Here is a 17,132-nt window from a genome sequence, read left to right as displayed (position 1 = left end):
TTCAGGCGATTGCATTTCCCCTTTTGGTATTCTCTTTCCGGGGCCTCCCTCCCCGTGCCGGTTCACACCGCGCGCGCATAGTCCACCAGATTGTAGTTGTGGGCTGCGAGTTCGGCCTGCGCGACGGGTCGTCCCGAAGCCAGAAGCCGGCGCGCGCTCATATGCGCCGCAGCGGAATTGACAGTCTCGACACTGATGAGCCGCCCGGCGGCGAAATTGATCACAACCAGACCGCCGGCTTCCGGCTCCAGGGCGACCTGCTCGTCGGCGCCCGAGCCGAGGCCAGCGATCTGCAGCTTGAAATGGCTCTGGTCGCTCCAGAACCAGGGAACGGCGGTGTAGGGCGCGGGCTTTCCGGTGAGCCTCTTGGCGATGGTGCGGGCGTGGTCGGTGGCCGCCTGGACCGATTCCAGCCGCACCCGGTTGCCCGAGACCGGGTCGGGGAAATTGCAGCAGTCACCGAGCGCGGAGATCGAGAGATCGGAGGTGCGCAGAAGCGTGTCGACATCGATACCGTTGGAGACCGAAAGCCCGGCCTCGGCGGCAAGCTCGCTGTTGGGCGCCACACCGGCTGCGATCAACACCAGGTCGCCGGCGATCTCTGTTCCGTCGGAGAGCCGGACGCCCGCGACACGGCCCGTACCGTCATCGAGTAGCTCCGAGACGAAGCGGCCGAGCCGGACCCTGGTGCCACGGCCTTCGTGGAGTGCCAGGAAATGCTTTGAAACCGCGCCCGAAACGGTGCGCGCCATCAGCCGGTCCGCCCCCTCGATGACTGTAACCTCGACACCGAAATCAGATGCAACGGCGGCGAATTCCATGCCGATGAAGCCGCCGCCGATCACCAGCACATGCCGGGCGGCGGAAAGACGGGCGCGCAGGTCCGCCGCATCGGCGAGATTGCGCAGCGAGAGCACGTTTTCGAGATGAAGATTGGCCACGGGCGGCCGGACGTTGCGGCTGCCGGTCGCCAGCACCAGGTGATCATAGCCGATCTCGGTGCCTGTGGCGGTGGTGACGTGCCTGGCTTCCCGATTGATGCGGCTTACCCGCGTTCCGGGCATCAGCTCGATATTGTTGGTGTCGAAGAACGCCTGCGGCCGGAAATGCAGCCGTGCGGCGTCGCCATCCTTGAGAAAGGCCTTTGACAGCGGCGGCCGCTGGTAGGGCAGGCCCGGCTCCTCGCCGATGAGCGTAATGGCGCCGGCAAATCCCTCGCTGCGCAGATTGGCGGCCATCTGGAAGCCGCCGTGACCGCCACCGACAATGACGACGCGTTCCGAGCTCATATCTGGGCTTCCGGAAGATGGACCGTCAGGCCGTCGAGTTCCTCGGTGATCGCGATCTGGCAGGACAGGCGGCTTGAGGGCCTGACCTCGCTGGCGGCGAAATCGAGCATCGCGCGTTCCTCGTCGGAGGCGGCGCCGGTCCGCGACAGCCAGTCCTCGTCGACATAGCAATGGCAGGTGGCGCACATCATCGCGCCGCCGCATTCGGCGACAATTCCCTCGATGCCATTGGCGAGCGCCGCCTGCATGACGCTGTCGCCACCGGCGGCCTCGACCGTGGTGCGGCCGTCATCGGGGGAGACGAATGTGATTTTCGGCATTACCGGTGTCCTCGGATCTGGCCGGTTGAACCGGGCATATCAGTTGAGCCTGACATCTCAGTTGAGCCTGACCGGAAGGCTGAGCGGGCCGCGGAAGCCGAAGCCCCACCAGACCACTTTCTCCGGCTCGACCAGCTGCATGTCGGGGAAGCGCTCGAAGATCATCGGCAATATGATCTTGCCGATAGTGGCGCGCGCCAGGTGCGTGCCCATGCAATGATGCGGGCCGCTGCCGAAACTCTGGTGCGAAGTCTTCGGACGCAGCGCGTTGTAGAGGTGGCCGTCCTCGAACAGCTCCTCGTCGTGGTTGGCGGAGGCCTGGACGGTCATGATGATCTCGCCCTTGCGGATATCGACGCCGCGGATTTCAGTATCCTCATTGGCACAGCGCGAACTGGCCTGGATCGGCGCGACCCAGCGCAGGCCCTCCTCGAAGGCGCCGCTCCAGTTGCCGGTGCGCTTGATCTCGTCCAGTTGGTCGGGATTGGTCAAAAGCCCATAGAGCACGGTGAGCAGTGAATCGCGCGGCTCGTTGATGCCGCCGCCAATGGCGATCTTCAGATTGGCGAGAACCTGGCTGAAGGGGATCGGGTCCGCGGCGTTGATCATGACCGAGAGCGCCGACTGGTCCGGCTCGGCTTTCAGCAGCGGGACGCGGGCTTCCACCATGGCGTTCATGGCGGCGTGGCAGGCGTCGACGCGGGCGAAGGGTTCATCGGCGTAGCCGAAATTGCCGGCACCGTCGATCAGCGCCTGGCTCCAGTACTGCATCTCCTCGTCGGTGGCGCCGGGGATGCCGAGAATGATGGCGAGGATGCGAGCCGCCAGCGGTCCGGCGAGCGCGGGGAACAGGTCGACGGTCTCGTTTCGCGGCAGCCTGTCGAGATATTCGCCGGCAAGCTTCTCGTAAGCCGGGATCCAGAGGGTCTTCAGATTGGCCGGTGAGAAGGTCGGGGTCATCGCCATGCGTTCGCGCATGTGGTCTTCACCGTCCTTGCGCATCAGGGTGTGGGCCTGGAAGGCGCGCTGCATCGGCGTGTTGGGATCGTTGGAGCTAAACAGAGCCGGGTTGTCCTTGACAGCGCGGGTGTCGGCCGCCTTGGTCAGCAGGGTCCTGCCGATCGACCTGACGGTGACAACCGGGGCTTCCGCCCGCAGCCTGCGATAGACCGCATAGGGATCGCGCGTCAGCTGATCTATGGTGATCGTTTCATCCGTCGGCGCAAAAGCCATTGTCGCGTAGCCCTCCCAAGCTGTGCCGCCATCTCCCGTGTCGAGGCCGGAACCTTAGGGACTGGCGCTCAATCTAACAATTAGATGAATTTGATTTGGCAAATCAGATTTTCTGATATCGTAGACGAACCTGCTTCTGTGACCGGGGATTTCCGCAATGAAACAGCCGACCCTGCTGGCAATGGATTTCGCGGCGCTGCGCACCTTGCGCCTGCTTTACGAAAACCGCTCGTTCACGGAAACGGCGGAGGTTCTGGGGGTCAACCAGTCGGCGGTCAGCTACACCATCGAGAAGCTGCGCCGCGCCTTCAGCGATCCGCTGTTCTTCCGGCAAGGCGGACGGGTGGTGCCGACCGAACGCTGCGGCATCATCGTCACTTCCGCGATGCGGATGCTTGACGAGATCGAGACGCTTGCCACCCCTGTCTCCTTCGACCCGGGCGCTGCAGAGCAGACGGTAACAATCGCCTGCAACTATTACGAGCGGCAAATTATCCTGCCCGGCGTCGTCAAGGCGCTGAGGGAGCGGGCGCCGGGAATCAGGATCACCGCGCTGAACTCTACCACGCAAGGCATCCAGCTCCTGAAGATGTCGGATGCCGACCTTTTGATGGGGCCGCTGCAGGCGGACGGGCACGAATTCTATTCTCGTACGCTGCTGAGCGAACGCTATGTCTGCGTCATGGACCGGGACAACCCGCTGGCCGACCAGCCGCTGGCGCTCGAGCAGTATGTTTCCGCCCCGCACGCGACGGTGACCTATGGCGGCACCTGGCGCTCACGCTACCTGCTACAGCTGGACACGCTGGGGCAAAAACTCAACACGGTGCTGGAGGTGCCGAGCCCGGCGGGGCTCGAGAAGGTGATTGCCGGGACCGACCTGATCGCCACCGTTCCGGGCCGCGTCGCAGAGACCTACAGCGATGCGGTGCGGATCGTCCAATCCCCCTGCCCGGCGCCATTCGAGGTCTTCCTGGTCTGGACCACCCGCACCCACAAATCGGCGATGCACGACTGGCTCAGAAAGCTGATCCTCGAATGCGTGGCGGGCCAGCCAGAACCGGAACCGGCACACACTGTCAGCGCGGACGGCTGACTGCGGGTGCCAGAGCCAGCCCGGGCAAAACGGCGGACGGACGGTTGGCGATCTGGCCGAGCCAGACGGAGCTGAGCACAATCAAGGCGCCAACAATCTGCAGCGGCGTCAGTGCCTGGCCGAGCCAGAGCCAGCCGAGAATGACGGCGGTCACGGGGCTCATCATGCCGAGCATCGAGGCTGCCCCCGGCTCGAGCCGCGACAGGCCGCGGAACCAGAGCCAATAGGTGAATGCCGCACCGACCAGGCCGAGCCAGACGAGACCGGCGAGATTGACCGGTGTCAGTGCAGGCAGCGCCGGTTCGACGACAAGCGCCACGGGCACCAGCAACAGGCCACCCGCCGTCAGCTGCCACGCGGTGAAGCTGAGAGCGGAGACCGGGGGCTGCCACTTGCGGCTCAAGACCGTGCCGGCGGCCATCGAGGCAGCACCGCCGAGGCCTGCGGCAATGCCGACCGGATCGAGCCCCGCATCCGGGCCAAGCAGCAGCAGCGCCACGCCAAACACACCGGCGATCGCAGCGGCGACGGCGCCCTTGCGGATGCGGGTGCCGAGCCAGCCGCGCGCCATGACGATCACCATCAGCGCCTGCAGCGAGCCCAGCGTGGCGGCGACCCCGCCGGGCAGCCGGTAGGAGGCAACGAAAAGCAGCGACCAGAACACGGCGAAATTCAGCGCGCCGAGCAGGAAGGTGCGGCCGAGCCAGGCCCTCGGAGGCAGGCAGCGGGTGAGTGCCAGCAGCAGCAGCCCGGCCGGCAGGGCGCGGAGCACGGCCAGTGTCACCGGGTAACCTTCAGGCAGCATCTGGGTGGTGACGAGATAGGTGCTGCCCCAGATTGCCGGGGCCAGCGCGGTCAGAAAAATGTCGGACGACTGTCTCATCGTGATGTCCTTTCAGGCTCAAGCAACCAAGTGAGCGGCGGCGCGGAGTTGCGCGCGCAGATGCTCGACTGGGCCATTGACCAGCCGCGCACCGGTGTCGCGAATGATCAGGGCTGGGATGCTGCGTACCTGCAGAAGGCGGGCGGCCTGGCGGTCGGCTTCCACCGCTTGGGCGGTCGCCGGATCGGCAATGGCGCGGACGAAGGCGGCCGCATCAAGCCCGATGTCGCGGGCGGCCTCGGCAAGCACCTGCCTGTCGGCGATATCGCGCGCTTCAGCCAGATGAGCGAGCTGGATGCGGTCGAACAGGTCCCAGTGTGCCGCCTGCCCGCCGATTGCCTCGGCGGCCTTGCAGGCAAGCGCCGCCTCGAAGCCGTGCGGATAGTCGAAGCGGGCCAAGCGCATGGCCTCCACGTCGATCAGGTCGGGCCGGTCACTGACATCGCGGCAGACCGACCAGTGACCGAGGATGGTCTCGCGGGCCTCAGCGGGTGTGCCCCAGCGCGCGGCCATCTCCTTGCGGCTTGCCTGCAGCACGAAGCTGCGGTGACGGATGTCGAGATCGAACTCGCGGGCCAGGCTGCGCATGCGCGAGGAGATGTTGAAGCACCAGCAGCAGACGACGTCGTGGAAGAAGTCGATGGTGAGCGTGGCCATCATGCTGCCTCCCGAGCGAGATCGGCGCCGGCGAGCCGTGCGGCGATGCGGGCGACATGGGCACCCTGGAAGCGGGCGCCGGCGAGATCAGTTTCAGTCGGCGCACGCGATCCGTCGGCACCGGCGATGGTGCCGGCGCCATAGGGCGCGCCGCCGATGATGCCCTCGCCCGAGGTCTGGCCGGCGAAGGTGTAGGGCAGACCGGCGATCAGCATGCCGAAATGCATCAGCGGGATGTGGGTCGACAGCAGCGTCGCCTCGTGGCCGCCATGCTGCGAGCCGGTGGAGGCGAAGACCGCGGCGACCTTGCCGACGAGCGCGTTCTTCGCCCACAGCCCGCCGGCCTGGTCGAGAAACTGCTTCATCTGCCCGGCCATCATGCCGAAGCGCGTCGGCGTGCCGAAGATGATGCCGTCATAGGCGGCGAGATCGGCGGGGGCTGCCACCGGGGTGTCATCGTCGACGTAGCCCGCGGCGCGGCGCACCGGCTCGGGCACGGTCTCTGGGATGCGGCGGATGTCGACCAAGGTGCCTGCGACGCTGAGCGCGCCTTCGGCCTCAGCTTCGGCGAGCGCGCGGACATGGCCATAGCTGGAATAGTAGAGAACGAGAATGCGGGTCATGAAATCTTCTCCGGCGTGGTGTTTCGATGCCGGGAAGATCGGCCAGACAGGGCGCGGGAATAAGCCGCTGGCTCGCAAAGGATTGTTTACGTGGCGTTAGGAATGGCGATCGAGCGCGGCGCGGAGATGCTCGATGAAAGCGGTAACCCGCGCATCCATGCCAAGCCGTGAAGCGGTAACGGCGAAGATCTCCGGCGCGGGCAGTTCCCACTCCGGCAGCACCCGAACGAGTTCGCCGCGCGCCTCGGCTTCATCGGAGACGAAATCCGGCAGGGTGCCGATACCGTGGCCGGCAATCAGCATGTCACGCAACACAAGACTGTTGCCGACCTTGACGGCGGGATCCAGCGTGATGGAACGCTCGCCGCCCGGACCTGAAAGGTTCCAGCCGGTCAGATGGTCGGCGAGCAGGAAGCCGATGACCCGGTGGCTGCCGATATCGTCCGGGGTGGCGGGCGCTCCGGCGCGTTTCAGGTAGGCGGGCGCGGCGAAGATCCGCTGCCGGGCGGTGCCGATGCGCCGCGCAACAAGCGCCGAATCCGGCATTGCCGCTCGGATGCGGATCGAGACATCGAAGCCGCCCTCGACCATGTCGACCACACGGTCATCGAGCGACAGTGTAAACTTGAGATCGGGGTAGTGTTCGAGGAACTTCGGCAGGAACGGCGCGATCACCATCTGGCCGAAGGAGCTGGAGGCGTTGACCTTGAGATGGCCGCGGACCGTGCCGGCGCCCTCGCGGATGCGGTCCTCGGAGCGGCTGACCGCATCGAGAATGGCCTGGGACTGCTCGTAATAGAGACGCCCGGCATCGGTCAGCGACATCGCCCGCGTGGTCCGGGTCAAGAGCACGCAGCCAAGGCTCTCTTCGAGCAGCTTCAATTCGCGGCTGAGCAGGGCTGCCGAGACGCCGAGATCGTCGGCCGCGCGGGCAAGGCTGCCGCGTTCGACGATGCGGCAATAGGCATTCATGACCGAGAGCTTGTCCATTCCCGCTTTCCCCGCTGCCGCACCGGCCGGATTGCTGCAGTCCGTCCGGTCTGTCCCGTGCCCGACCGGATTAGCACGATTGTGGCAAAGGCCAAATCGTGAGCAGCCACCGGCCAGCGCAGAAAACCGCCTGCCCTTGACCGCGGAAAAAGCTGATCCATTTGCCAGGGCCAGTGGGCAGAGCGGCTTGAAAGCCTTCTTGCACAGCTAAGAATTGGAGCAAAAATGCGTCTTACATCCCTTCTGACACTCTCTCTGATGGCTGCTGCCCCGGCTTTTGCCGCGGATGTTTCCTACACGGTCGGCGGAGAAACCTTCTCCGGATACTGGGCCGAGGCCAGCAATCCCAAGGGTGTCGTGCTGATCGTTCACGACTGGGACGGCATGACCGATTACGAACGCCAGAGAGCCGACATGCTGGCCGAAATGGGCTACAACGCCTTTGCTCTGGACATGTTCGGCAACGACACTCCGACCGAAACAATGGATCACCGCGTGGCGGCGACCGGCGCGCTCTACAAGGACCGGGAGCGGATGAGAACACTGGTCGAGGCGGGCATCGAACAGGCCCTGGAACGCTCCGGTACCGACGAGATGCTGGTGACAGGATACTGCTTCGGCGGCGCGGTGGCGCTCGAGATGGCGCGAAGCGACATGGCGGACAAGGCAAAGGGGTTTGCCACCTTTCACGGCGGGCTGAGCACGCCGGAAGGCCAGTCATGGAGCGGAGACGAACCGCCGATCCTGGTGATGCATGGCGGCGCGGATACGTCGATCACCCTGCAGGATGTGGCGACGCTGGCGGGCGAACTCGAGCAGGCCGGGAATACCTACACGATCGAGATCTATTCGAAGGCCCCGCATGCCTTCACCGTGTTCGGCTCCTCCCGCTATCAGGAACGCGCCGATACCGAGAGCTGGGAAGCGTTCTCGAACTTCCTGAACGAACATCTCCCCGGCTGACCAGGCTGTGCGGGCGGTCTCCATATCGGTTTACGGGGAGCGCCCACAAAGTCACGACGTACTGCCGTTGATGAGTTTGGATGTTCCGGCACTGACCGGGCACACAAAGCGAGACCCGAGCCTATGAGATTTCCTGCATTTGTCGTTTTTCTTCTCCTCCTGCCGGGCCTCGCCTGGGCCAATGACTGGGAGGCCCTGGACCGACCCGGCTCCATCGCCATCATGCGCCACGCGCTCGCGCCTGGCACCGGCGACCCTTCCCGCTTCACGCTGGGCGACTGCTCAACCCAGAGAAACCTCGACGAACGCGGACGCGATCAGGCCCGCCGCATCGGCGAAGCCTTTCGCGCGCGCGGCATCGAGTTTGCGCAGGTCCTGTCGAGCCAGTGGTGCCGGACCCGCGAAACCGCCGAACTGCTGGAGCTGGGACCGGTCAGCGATGCCCCGTCGCTCAACTCGTTTTTCCAGGATTTCTCGACACGGGACAGCCAGACCCAGGAGACTCTGGACCTGATCCGATCGACGGAAAGACGGCTGATGCTCGTCACCCACCAGGTCAACATCTCCGCACTCGCCGGGCGCGGCACACGGTCGGGCGAAGTCCTGGTTATCCGCCAGACAGACGGCGATATCGAGGTTCTTGGCAGCATCCTGATCGACCCCTGAGGCCGCGATGATGGGGTCACCCGGCGTCGATCCAGACACTGTAAGCGCGGCCCGGAGCAATTGACTTTGCCCGTCCGCTGCGATCACTGTTTCTTCCGACACGCCGCCGGAGAACAGTCATGAGCCTCGAATTCCTCATCACCACGCTGATCGTGGTGCTGCTTCCCGGGACCGGGGTGATCTACACCCTGGCTGCGGGACTGACCCGCGGGGCGCGGGCCTCGGTCCTGGCGGCGTTCGGGTGCACGCTGGGAATCGTTCCGCATGTGGCGGCCTCGATTGCCGGGCTGGCGGCGCTGCTGCATGCCAGTGCGCTGGCCTTCCAGACGCTCAAATATCTCGGCGTACTCTATCTTTTCTACATGGCGTGGCAGATGTGGCGCGATACGGGCGCGCTGAAGATCGACGCCTCGAGTGGCGAAAGCCTGCCGGTGCAGTCGGGGCGGCGGATTGTTGGCGCGGGCATCCTGATCAATCTGCTCAATCCGAAGCTAACGGTGTTCTTTCTCGCCTTCATGCCGCAATTCGTCGATGTCGGCGCGGCCGATGCAAGCTTCCAGATGCTCCTGCTTGCCGGCGTCTTCATGGCCGTCACCTTCATCGTGTTCGTGCTTTATGGGCTCATGGCGGCGCAGGCGCGTGACCACGTCATTTCGCGGCCGAGGATCATGCGCCTGGTCAAGCGGTCGTTTGCCTCGATGTTCGCACTGATGGGTCTGCGGCTGGCGCTGGCGGAACGCTGAAGACAATCTGAACTCGAGCCGCAAAAGCAAGACGGCGGAGCCCTCTCGGGCACCGCCGCATCTGGTTACCGGCGGTCACGCCGGGGCTGTGGATCAGGTTGCCGGATCAACCGGCCGGTTCAGCCTCGACGGTCGGCACCGTGACGGTTTCCTTTTCCATCACGACCTTGGGGACGAGAACTTCCTTCTCGGTGGTGCCGACTTCGACATCACCGGTCTTGACGTCAAACTCCGGAGCCTGGCCGCCCTCGACGCTGACGTCGACATCGGGCAGACGTGCTTCCCTGGTCTGATCGACTTCAACGAAATAGAACGCGCCGGCGGCGATGACCACGGCTGCGACGGAGAGTGCGACGATAGAGCTGGTTTTCATTTTCCTGTCCTTGCATTGCATTGGGCGTTTTGATGTGAACTTCACGACATCGGTGTCGCAGCACAAACACCTCAAGGGCGGTTTGGTTCCAATCCGGGTTCCGGACGCCTGCAGCCGTAGCGGCAAGCAGCGACTGCCAAAGGGCCCCAGTCGCCGCACAAATGGTCGAGCATCCAGCAGCGCGCCGGGCATCCCGGCTATCCCGCTTCCGAACTCAAGAGTTCTGAGAACCACGCTCAGACGGAGCACATTAGAGCTTGCTTTAACATTAGACTAACCCGGGCATGCGACAAGAATGAAGGGTCTGTCGCGCAGACGTCCATGCCGCCAACGAGGAAAGAGACCGTGTCCAGCCACGAGCCGGTTGACCATCCAGACGATCCGAACGCCGCCGACCAGGCGCGGCCGCCAAGGACGCGCGTGCTCAAAGGCGCTTACGCAGCCTTCAACCAGGAATTCAGCGCCATCCCCTGCACGTTGCGCGACATCAGCGCCACCGGCGCGCATGTCGTGTTTGAAGGCGGCTGGTTTGTGCCCGACCGGTTCATGCTGCATGTCGATATCGACGGCTACAAGATCGAGTGCGAACGGGTGTGGCAAAGAGGCAGCGAGTGCGGTGTCCGCTTCATCGGCGAGAAACTGGTAACGGGCAAGGCGCGCCAGCAGGTGCTGACGCCTGAACCTTACGCCGACGAGAGCATCGCTGTAAGCAATGCGCGATCCAGACCAATATTCGGAGATCCCGCAGCTCCTCGCCCCGTGCAAAGGCACCGCCCGGGCGGCTTCGGACGCAGGACCCGCTGAGAACTGAAGGCCACGCGGAAGGGTTTGTCTGCCCAGCCTTTTTCGCGGCCGGAGGGAACCTTTTTGCCACTGCCCCGTTGCTAGGAGGAGATGGCGCGCCTATGTTCTGGCGACGCCGCGGACGATGGTCCGCTGCCAATCCAATTTCCTAGAGGAGAGACCCCCATGGCCCTCGAACTGCCAAACCTGCCGTATGACTATGATGCCCTTGCGCCCTACATGTCGCGCGAGACGCTGGAATTCCACCACGACAAGCATCACCAGGCCTATGTCACCAAGGGCAACGAGTTGCTTGAAGGCAGCGCGCACGCCGGCAAGTCTCTCGAAGAGATCTGCAAGGCAGCCTTTGACGAGAAGAACGCCGGACTGATCAACAATGTCGGCCAGCACTACAACCATCTGCACTTCTGGCAGTGGATGAAAAAGGGCGGCGGCGGCTCGAAGATGCCCGGCGCGCTCGAAAAAGCGATCAATTCCGATCTCGGCGGGTTCGACAAGTTCAAGGCCGATTTCGTTGCAGCCGGTGTCGGACAGTTCGGCTCCGGCTGGGCCTGGCTCGCCGTCAAGAACGGCAAGCTGGAAATCATGAAGACGCCGAACGGCGAAAATCCGCTGATGCACGGCGCCTCGCCGGTGCTGGGTTGCGACGTGTGGGAGCACAGCTACTACATCGATTACCGCAATGCCCGTCCGAAGTACCTCGAAGCATTCGTCGACAACCTGATCAACTGGGATCACGTCGCCGAAATGTACGAGAAGGCCGTCTGAGAACAGGCAAGCGCCTGCACCTTAAATAGTGGAAAACCCGGCGGCATGACCGCCGGGTTTTTTTATGGCGGGAACCGCAGTTGCGAAGCCTCAATCGGTAACACAGTGTTCACAATCTTTTGACTTCCCTGTCATCGACAGAATGTAATCATGTTGTGAAACATGAAAGCCAACCCATTAACCACCTGCAGGAGAGACTTCATGAAATTCCGGACTTTGTTTGCCGCAGCCCTGATCGGCGCTGCCGGGTTTGCCCCCGCGATTGCCGCCGACGAACCGCAGGTGGTTCGCCAGGAAATGATGAAGAAGGTTGGCGGTGCCACCGGCGCCATGGCCAAGATGGTCAAGGGTGAAAGCGAGTTCGATGCGGCTGCAACACTTGCCGCGCTGACAACCATCAGCGAAGTGGCGGCCACATTCGGCAACTACTTCCCGGAAGGTTCGGAAACCGGAATGGAGACCGAAGCGGCTGCGGCGATCTGGTCGGACCGCGCGGGTTTCGAAGCAGCCATTGCCAAATTCAAGGCTGACGCAGACGCTGGTATTGCGGCTGCCCCTGCCGACCTCGACGGCCTGAAGGCCGCGTTCGGTCCACTGACCAAGAATTGCGGCACCTGTCACGAGACCTATCGCCAGAAGAAGAGCTGATGCCGGTCAGCCTGGCTCTGAACATCCTCGGGCGCCTGCCGTGAAACGGCTGGCGCTCGGACTTGGTGTGGCCGTGGTTGCCGGCGCAGGCATTGCCTTCGCCGTTACCTCACCGCGGCCGGTTGCCGCCGAGCGGCTTGACGCCATCGCTGCAATCGATGGCGATGCGGCGGCGGGCGAAACACTGTTCTGGGCGGGCGGCTGTGCCTCCTGCCATGCCGCGCCCGGTGCGGAGGGCGATGCGAAACTCATGCTTTCGGGCGGGGTCCGGCTGGCAAGCGATTTCGGCACCTTCGTCGCGCCCAACATATCGAGCGATCCTGAAGCCGGCATCGGCGGCTGGTCGATTGCCGACTTTGCCAATGCGATGCTGGCCGGCGTCTCACCCCGGGGCGAGCACTATTATCCGGCTTTTCCCTACACGTCTTACACGCGCATGAACGACCGGGACATCGCCGACCTGTTCGCGTTTTTCAAGACCCTGCCTTCGAGCGATGTAGCGTCCCTGCCCCATCAGATCGGGTTTCCGTTCAACATACGACGCTCGCTCGGCGGGTGGAAATTTCTGTTCTTCTCGGATCAGCCTCACGTCACGCTGGGCGGGCCGGACACCGAAATCGCCCGGGGGCAATATCTGGTTGAAGGGCCAGGCCATTGCGGCGAATGCCACACACCGCGAAACCTGATCGGCGGATTTGTGTCCGACGCCTGGCTGTCCGGCGCCCAGAACCCGGACGGTGAAGGGGTGATCCCGAACATCACACCCGGAAGCAAGTCGATCGGCGGCTGGAGCAAGTCCGATATCGCCTATTATCTCGAAAGCGGTTTCACTCCCGACTTCGACAGTGCCGGCGGCTCGATGGTGGATGTTCAGAAGAACATGGCCAAACTGACAAGCGGCGACCGGGATGCGATCGCCGCCTATCTGAAGGCCCTGCCAAAAAGGGACAATGGCTGGGAGTAAGGCCGCGTGAAGTGACGGGCAAGACTGCGCGGCACTTGCGACCAGCCTCCTGACTTACTCCGTAAGCCTGGAAACCACCTTCGATGTCTGCTCGCCGATGTTCTTGAAGGCGTCGATCAGCTCCTGGCTGTTGCGCGCATCATAGTAGTTTTCGGGCTTGTCGGCGCAGTATGAGAGCAGCTGCTGACCGCGCGTGGGAGCGGCGAATGCGATCGTGTAGATCGTCAGGCCATCCGCCTTGGCTTCGTCGCAGAGTTTCTTCGTCGAGGTGTCGGCGGAGGTGTAATTGTTATCTCCGTCGGTCATGAAAACGATGATCCGTTCCGGTTCCTGCCCGGTCCTGGCCTTGTGTTCGTCGGTCTCTTTCGTGGACGAGACTTTCTCATATCCCCATTTAAAGGCATCGGTGGAGTCCGTGCCGCCGGTGGCCTGGAGCTGCCCGACAAAGTTGTGAACCCGGTTCACGTTCCACGTCATGTTGTTCTTGCCGGTGACATTCGAGTTGTAGCTGACCGAGCCGAGACGGATGTAGTCACCGTTCTTGTCGACGGCCTTGAACTGGTCAATCAGACCAAACACGGCCTGCTTGAGCACATTGATCTTCTTCTCGCCATCGAGTTTCCAGTCCATCGATCCCGACTGGTCAAGCACCAGTGCCATGGAGATAGATCCCTGCGAGGATTCGGAACCGCTCTGCGACTTGCCGGTCACATTGACGCTGAGCGTGTCGCGGCCGATCAGCTTGGCCATCGGCGTGGCTTTCTGGGTTCCGGTTACTGCCACCGACACCTTCCAGGTGGTGCCGCCATTGGTGTTCACCGGGGTAATGGTGACGGTCGGGGAAATCGAAAACCCGTCGAAGGCAGTTGAATCTTCCTCGACCTGGCCTTTCAGGAAACTTGCAGCGAAGATCTTCGCATCAGCGACGCTGAGGTTTTCTTCCTGATAGAGCCGCGTCGCGGTCGCCAGCGCGGCACTGTCGACGGCATTCTGCAGCCGGGTCTTCATCGAAAGCGCGTTGGTGGTATCCAGTGCAAGACTGCCGGCGATCATTGCCACCGGCAGGAGAACGGCCGCCAACATGGCGAAGTTGCCGTCCCGGCTGCGGATCATCTGTGAAAACTTTGTGTTCTTGGCTGACTTGGTCATGATCGACCTCGCTTGTGTTGGTGCAACTGTACCTTCTTGTACAACACCACCCGTAAGTATCCCTCTAACGCATTCGGTAAATCTTTAGATAACAGGCGTTTTGTACATGTACCGAAACGGGATACTTCAGGTTGTAAGCTCCAACATAAAGCAATTGGCCCGCATCGGTTGCTGCCGTGTAACGTGCGCAACCATGCGAGCCATTGTTTTGGTGGGGTCTGCCGAGAGAACTAGTGCGTGAGGCGTGAAGCGACCTGTGAGGTCTGCTCACCGATGCTCTTGAAAGCGGCGATCAGATCGGCGCTGCTCTGGGCATCGAAGAAATGAGCCGAACTGCTGGCGCAATAGGACAGAAGCTGCTTGCCGCGCGTCGGTGCGGCAAAAGCCACGGTGTAAACCTGAACACCTGCTTCCTTTGCTTCCTTGCAGAGGATCTTGGTGGAGGAATCGGCGGAACTGTAATTGTTGTCGCCATCGGTCATGAAGACGATGAAGCGCTGCGGCTCCTGTTCGTTCCGGGCCTGATGTTGTTTTGCTTCCTTGGCAGCCGTCACGCTTTCATAGGCCCAACCAAAAGCTTCTGTGGAATCGGTACCGCCATCGGCTGGCAGCTCATTGACAAAATCCCTGGTCTTTTTCGGCTTCCAGTGAAGCTTTTGCGAACCGGTCATGCGGGTGTTGTAGCTGGAAGCACCGATACGAACATAGTTTTGCGCGGGGTCTGCGGTCTCGATCTGGTCGAGAAGCCCGCCGACAGCAGCCTTGAGCACGTCGATCTTGCGCTGTCCATCCAGGTTCCAGTCCATCGAGCCGGAGCGGTCAAGCACCAGTGCCATGGAAAAGGCGCCCTGGGTCTTGCCCGAGGCACTCTCGGACTGGCCAAAAACGTCGACACTTATGTTCTCCCGTCCCATCAGGCGCGCCATGGGCGTCAGTGTCTGGGTCCCCACGGTCGAGATTGCAACGCGCCAGACGGTGGCGCCGTCCTCTTCCTCGGTGGTAATGTTGACCGTCGGCTTGACGTTCAAGTCCGTGAAGGCCGGCATGTCTTCCTCGATCTGTCCGTTAAGGAACGACACGGCAAAGGCTTTCGCATCATCAAGGCTGAGCCCCTCCTCCTGCGCAAGCCGTGTCGATGTCGCCAGTGCGGCACTGTCGACGGCGTTTTGCAGGCGGTTCTTCATCGACATCGCGTTGGTTGTGTCGACTGCAAGACTTGCCGCAATGAAGACGACCGGAATGCTCAACGCCGCCATGATCGCGAAGTTGCCTTTGTTGTTCTCCAACAGCTGGGTAAACTTCTTCTTTGCCAAGTCTGACATTGCTCGATTCCGTTTTCATCTGGAACTGCCGATGCTCGGAAAATACAGCAGAGGCCATAAGCGTTGGCTTAAAACATATGTTCAAATTTTATCGGTTGCCGGATTGGGACAGATCCGCGGCTATTTCCGGCAATAAACCGAGAGGCTCTCAACCCTTTCCCGTTATGGTACCCGATGGCCCCCAGACGGATGGCAACCGCCGGTCAAAATGGGGCATCCCGGCTCCCCGTCACCGCACTTGAGATGAAGCACGGGCTATCCAATCCGATCATTTCCGTAACGCGGGTGAGCCGTTCAGGACATTGGCTCTTCGGTCCGTTCGAGCAGGGTGTTTCCCGCACGGGCATCTGGCGTGCCCGCGCGGCACGGCGTTCAGCGGGTGAGCCGGGTGACCAGCTTGACCGCCTCTTCACCGATATCCTTGAACGCCTTGGTCAGCTCATCGGCGCTTTCTGCATCGTAGTAGTAGTTCTCACCCGAGGCGCAGGAGCTGAGCAGCTCCTTGCCTCGCGTGGGGGCCTGGAAAGCAACCGAGAATATGATGGTGCCGTCCTCCTTGGCCTTGTCGCAGTAGCGGAGCGTCTGCTTGTCGGCGTAATCATCCTGGGAACTGGAGCCGACGTTGTTTTCCCCATCGGTCATGAAGACGATGAACTTGGACGGCTTGCTGGAGCCGTTCTTGGAGACATGGGCATTGATCTCGCCAGACCCGGTGACCTGCTCATAGCCCCATTTCATGGCGTATTCCGAATTGGTGCCACCGGTGGCATTCAGCCCGTTGGCGAAATCGGTCACGTCCGACTTGTCCCAGCTGATGGATTGCTTGTCGCTGTTGCCGGTCGAGGAATTGTAGGCAACTGCACCCATCCGCGCATATTCATTGGTCGGATCGGACTCGGCGATATGGTCGGCCAGATTGGCGACCGCTTCCTTGAGCACCTCGATTTTCGGAACGTCGACCTCCTGCGTGGTGGTGCCGCATCGATAGCGATACCAGCCCCAGCCGCAATAGCGCGGAACAGTCTGGGTTGTGGTTCGGCCGGATGCCCAGTCCATTGACCCCGAACGGTCGAGCACAAGCATCATGGACAGCGGATTGGAGCCATCCCGTGCGGACTCGGAGGTACCGTTGACCGTGACGTCCAGTGTTTCCTTGCCGACAAACCTGGCAAATCCGGTAAGCTCTTGCGTTCCCGTTGCCGCCACCTTGACCGTGAAAACGGTCTTCTTGCCCGTTCCGGTTTTGGAGAGCGTGACAGTCGGGGTGGCCGAAAATGCGGTGAAGGCATTGGCGTCGTCGGCAACCTGGCCATTGAAAAAATTCTCGGCATAGGCGACGGCCTGGCTTTCCGTGATCTTTTCCTGGGCAAGCTGGCTGGTGGTGGCCAACGCAGCGCTGTCGGCCGCATTCTGCAGCCGTGTCTTCATCGAGAACGCATTGGTGGCGTCGACTGCGAGCGTTCCTGCAGCAAACAGTATGGGCAGCATCAGCGCCGCCATCATTGTGAAATTGCCATCATCGTTGGACAACAATTTCGAGATCTTCATGATCGCGCAATTGGTCATTCGCGGACTCCACATCATTGGAATACGATGGGACCCGTTCTAAACGCCGGTTATGAGCATACGCTTAAGGCGAAT

The 17,132-nt window shown here is 62.3% G+C and carries 19 protein-coding genes; 8 read left to right on the top strand and 11 right to left on the bottom strand.

Annotation, left to right across the window (positions count from 1 at the left end; translation table 11 throughout):
* Nucleotides 1-62: 62 nt before the first annotated feature.
* The 3 genes from GTW23_RS16505 to GTW23_RS16495 are packed head-to-tail and all read right to left on the bottom strand — an operon-like array spanning nucleotide 63 to nucleotide 2,842.
* Nucleotides 63-1,289: an NAD(P)/FAD-dependent oxidoreductase gene (locus tag GTW23_RS16505; protein WP_252916586.1), complete on the bottom strand. Its 1,227-nt coding sequence runs from the start codon at nucleotides 1,287-1,289 to the stop codon at nucleotides 63-65.
* Nucleotides 1,286-1,609 carry a 2Fe-2S iron-sulfur cluster-binding protein gene (locus GTW23_RS16500; protein WP_252916584.1) on the bottom strand — a complete coding sequence of 108 codons (324 nt, stop codon included), beginning with the start codon at nucleotides 1,607-1,609 and terminating at the stop codon, nucleotides 1,286-1,288. The genes GTW23_RS16505 and GTW23_RS16500 overlap by 4 nt, the downstream gene beginning before the upstream one ends.
* Nucleotides 1,610-1,666: 57 nt before the next feature.
* Nucleotides 1,667-2,842: a cytochrome P450 gene (locus GTW23_RS16495; protein ID WP_252916582.1), complete on the bottom strand. Its 1,176-nt coding sequence runs from the start codon at nucleotides 2,840-2,842 to the stop codon at nucleotides 1,667-1,669.
* Nucleotides 2,843-2,999: 157 nt separating this feature from the next.
* On the opposite strand from GTW23_RS16495, the gene GTW23_RS16490 reads away from it, so the two are divergent.
* Nucleotides 3,000-3,938, top strand: a complete 939-nt coding sequence (locus GTW23_RS16490) for a LysR family transcriptional regulator (protein ID WP_252916581.1) — start codon at nucleotides 3,000-3,002, stop codon at nucleotides 3,936-3,938.
* On the opposite strand, the gene GTW23_RS16485 is transcribed toward GTW23_RS16490, so the two are convergent.
* The 4 genes from GTW23_RS16485 to GTW23_RS16470 all read right to left on the bottom strand — a co-directional run bounded on the left by GTW23_RS16485 (nucleotide 3,922) and on the right by GTW23_RS16470 (nucleotide 7,091).
* On the bottom strand, nucleotides 3,922-4,821 hold the full coding sequence (locus GTW23_RS16485; protein ID WP_252916580.1) for an EamA family transporter: 900 nt from the start codon (nucleotides 4,819-4,821) through the stop codon (nucleotides 3,922-3,924). The two genes, GTW23_RS16490 and GTW23_RS16485, sit on opposite strands and share 17 nt — an antisense overlap.
* 18 nt (nucleotides 4,822-4,839) lie before the next feature.
* Nucleotides 4,840-5,481 carry a DsbA family oxidoreductase gene (locus GTW23_RS16480; protein ID WP_252916579.1) on the bottom strand — a complete coding sequence of 214 codons (642 nt, stop codon included), beginning with the start codon at nucleotides 5,479-5,481 and terminating at the stop codon, nucleotides 4,840-4,842.
* The gene (wrbA, locus tag GTW23_RS16475; RefSeq protein ID WP_252916578.1) at nucleotides 5,478-6,101 is read right to left on the bottom strand and encodes an NAD(P)H:quinone oxidoreductase; all 624 of its coding nucleotides are present in this window, start codon (nucleotides 6,099-6,101) and stop codon (nucleotides 5,478-5,480) included. Before wrbA ends, GTW23_RS16480 begins: the two co-directional genes overlap by 4 nt.
* A 96-nt stretch (nucleotides 6,102-6,197) precedes the next feature.
* Nucleotides 6,198-7,091, bottom strand: a complete 894-nt coding sequence (locus tag GTW23_RS16470) for a LysR family transcriptional regulator (RefSeq protein ID WP_252916575.1) — start codon at nucleotides 7,089-7,091, stop codon at nucleotides 6,198-6,200.
* 225 nt (nucleotides 7,092-7,316) lie between these two features.
* Between GTW23_RS16470 and GTW23_RS16465 the strand changes: the two genes are divergently transcribed.
* From GTW23_RS16465 to GTW23_RS16455, 3 genes are all read left to right on the top strand, one after another.
* Nucleotides 7,317-8,054, top strand: a complete 738-nt coding sequence (locus GTW23_RS16465) for a dienelactone hydrolase family protein (RefSeq protein ID WP_252916574.1) — start codon at nucleotides 7,317-7,319, stop codon at nucleotides 8,052-8,054.
* Nucleotides 8,055-8,177: 123 nt separating this feature from the next.
* On the top strand, nucleotides 8,178-8,720 hold the full coding sequence (locus tag GTW23_RS16460; protein ID WP_252916572.1) for a histidine phosphatase family protein: 543 nt from the start codon (nucleotides 8,178-8,180) through the stop codon (nucleotides 8,718-8,720).
* Nucleotides 8,721-8,839: 119 nt separating this feature from the next.
* Nucleotides 8,840-9,463, top strand: a complete 624-nt coding sequence (locus GTW23_RS16455; protein WP_252916571.1) for a LysE family translocator — start codon at nucleotides 8,840-8,842, stop codon at nucleotides 9,461-9,463.
* Nucleotides 9,464-9,569: 106 nt separating this feature from the next.
* Here the strand turns inward: GTW23_RS16455 and GTW23_RS16450 are convergent, their stop codons facing one another.
* Nucleotides 9,570-9,836, bottom strand: coding sequence for a hypothetical protein (locus GTW23_RS16450; RefSeq protein ID WP_252916569.1), 267 nt, complete (start codon nucleotides 9,834-9,836; stop codon nucleotides 9,570-9,572).
* 345 nt (nucleotides 9,837-10,181) lie between these two features.
* Here GTW23_RS16450 and GTW23_RS16445 point away from each other — a divergent pair, with 345 nt between their 5' ends.
* The 4 genes from GTW23_RS16445 to GTW23_RS16430 all read left to right on the top strand — a co-directional run bounded on the left by GTW23_RS16445 (nucleotide 10,182) and on the right by GTW23_RS16430 (nucleotide 13,020).
* Complete coding sequence (locus GTW23_RS16445; RefSeq protein WP_252916565.1) at nucleotides 10,182-10,640, top strand: PilZ domain-containing protein; 459 nt, start codon at nucleotides 10,182-10,184, stop codon at nucleotides 10,638-10,640.
* A gap of 165 nt (nucleotides 10,641-10,805) precedes the next feature.
* Entirely contained in the window at nucleotides 10,806-11,408 is a 603-nt protein-coding gene (locus GTW23_RS16440; protein WP_152009469.1) for a superoxide dismutase, read from the top strand.
* Between the two features lie 201 nt (nucleotides 11,409-11,609).
* The gene (locus GTW23_RS16435; protein WP_252916564.1) at nucleotides 11,610-12,056 is read left to right on the top strand and encodes a c-type cytochrome; all 447 of its coding nucleotides are present in this window, start codon (nucleotides 11,610-11,612) and stop codon (nucleotides 12,054-12,056) included.
* A 40-nt stretch (nucleotides 12,057-12,096) separates the two neighbouring features.
* Nucleotides 12,097-13,020, top strand: a complete 924-nt coding sequence (locus GTW23_RS16430) for a c-type cytochrome (protein ID WP_252916562.1) — start codon at nucleotides 12,097-12,099, stop codon at nucleotides 13,018-13,020.
* A 54-nt stretch (nucleotides 13,021-13,074) separates the two neighbouring features.
* Here the strand turns inward: GTW23_RS16430 and GTW23_RS16425 are convergent, their stop codons facing one another.
* The 3 genes from GTW23_RS16425 to GTW23_RS16415 form a co-directional block, all read right to left on the bottom strand.
* Entirely contained in the window at nucleotides 13,075-14,169 is a 1,095-nt protein-coding gene (locus GTW23_RS16425) for a vWA domain-containing protein (protein ID WP_252916561.1), read from the bottom strand.
* Between the two features lie 230 nt (nucleotides 14,170-14,399).
* A complete protein-coding gene (locus GTW23_RS16420; protein WP_152009473.1) occupies nucleotides 14,400-15,491 on the bottom strand; it encodes a vWA domain-containing protein in 1,092 nt (363 codons plus the stop codon).
* A 372-nt stretch (nucleotides 15,492-15,863) separates the two neighbouring features.
* The gene (locus GTW23_RS16415) at nucleotides 15,864-17,057 is read right to left on the bottom strand and encodes a TadE/TadG family type IV pilus assembly protein (protein WP_252916559.1); all 1,194 of its coding nucleotides are present in this window, start codon (nucleotides 17,055-17,057) and stop codon (nucleotides 15,864-15,866) included.
* Nucleotides 17,058-17,132 lie beyond the last annotated feature (75 nt).

This window comes from Parahoeflea alexandrii (genome assembly GCF_024105735.1).
Taxonomy (GTDB): Bacteria; Pseudomonadota; Alphaproteobacteria; order Rhizobiales; family Rhizobiaceae; genus Hoeflea; species Hoeflea alexandrii.
The sequence above is the reverse complement of the archived record's forward strand: the minus strand, read 5'-3'. Positions and strand labels throughout refer to the sequence as shown.

What these genes read in the sequence shown, in the direction of transcription:
- GTW23_RS16485 (WP_252916580.1), bottom strand. Translation starts at nt 4,821, where the DNA reads ATGAGACAGTCGTCCGACATTTTTCTGACCGCGCTGGCCCCGGCAATC.
- GTW23_RS16490 (WP_252916581.1), top strand. Translation starts at nt 3,000, where the DNA reads ATGAAACAGCCGACCCTGCTGGCAATGGATTTCGCGGCGCTGCGCACC.
- GTW23_RS16460 (WP_252916572.1), top strand. Translation starts at nt 8,178, where the DNA reads ATGAGATTTCCTGCATTTGTCGTTTTTCTTCTCCTCCTGCCGGGCCTC.
- wrbA (WP_252916578.1), bottom strand. Translation starts at nt 6,101, where the DNA reads ATGACCCGCATTCTCGTTCTCTACTATTCCAGCTATGGCCATGTCCGC.
- GTW23_RS16415 (WP_252916559.1), bottom strand. Translation starts at nt 17,057, where the DNA reads ATGACCAATTGCGCGATCATGAAGATCTCGAAATTGTTGTCCAACGAT.
- GTW23_RS16495 (WP_252916582.1), bottom strand. Translation starts at nt 2,842, where the DNA reads ATGGCTTTTGCGCCGACGGATGAAACGATCACCATAGATCAGCTGACG.
- GTW23_RS16435 (WP_252916564.1), top strand. Translation starts at nt 11,610, where the DNA reads ATGAAATTCCGGACTTTGTTTGCCGCAGCCCTGATCGGCGCTGCCGGG.
- GTW23_RS16455 (WP_252916571.1), top strand. Translation starts at nt 8,840, where the DNA reads ATGAGCCTCGAATTCCTCATCACCACGCTGATCGTGGTGCTGCTTCCC.
- GTW23_RS16500 (WP_252916584.1), bottom strand. Translation starts at nt 1,609, where the DNA reads ATGCCGAAAATCACATTCGTCTCCCCCGATGACGGCCGCACCACGGTC.
- GTW23_RS16425 (WP_252916561.1), bottom strand. Translation starts at nt 14,169, where the DNA reads ATGACCAAGTCAGCCAAGAACACAAAGTTTTCACAGATGATCCGCAGC.
- GTW23_RS16420 (WP_152009473.1), bottom strand. Translation starts at nt 15,491, where the DNA reads ATGTCAGACTTGGCAAAGAAGAAGTTTACCCAGCTGTTGGAGAACAAC.
- GTW23_RS16480 (WP_252916579.1), bottom strand. Translation starts at nt 5,481, where the DNA reads ATGATGGCCACGCTCACCATCGACTTCTTCCACGACGTCGTCTGCTGC.
- GTW23_RS16505 (WP_252916586.1), bottom strand. Translation starts at nt 1,289, where the DNA reads ATGAGCTCGGAACGCGTCGTCATTGTCGGTGGCGGTCACGGCGGCTTC.
- GTW23_RS16470 (WP_252916575.1), bottom strand. Translation starts at nt 7,091, where the DNA reads ATGGACAAGCTCTCGGTCATGAATGCCTATTGCCGCATCGTCGAACGC.
- GTW23_RS16450 (WP_252916569.1), bottom strand. Translation starts at nt 9,836, where the DNA reads ATGAAAACCAGCTCTATCGTCGCACTCTCCGTCGCAGCCGTGGTCATC.
- GTW23_RS16465 (WP_252916574.1), top strand. Translation starts at nt 7,317, where the DNA reads ATGCGTCTTACATCCCTTCTGACACTCTCTCTGATGGCTGCTGCCCCG.
- GTW23_RS16440 (WP_152009469.1), top strand. Translation starts at nt 10,806, where the DNA reads ATGGCCCTCGAACTGCCAAACCTGCCGTATGACTATGATGCCCTTGCG.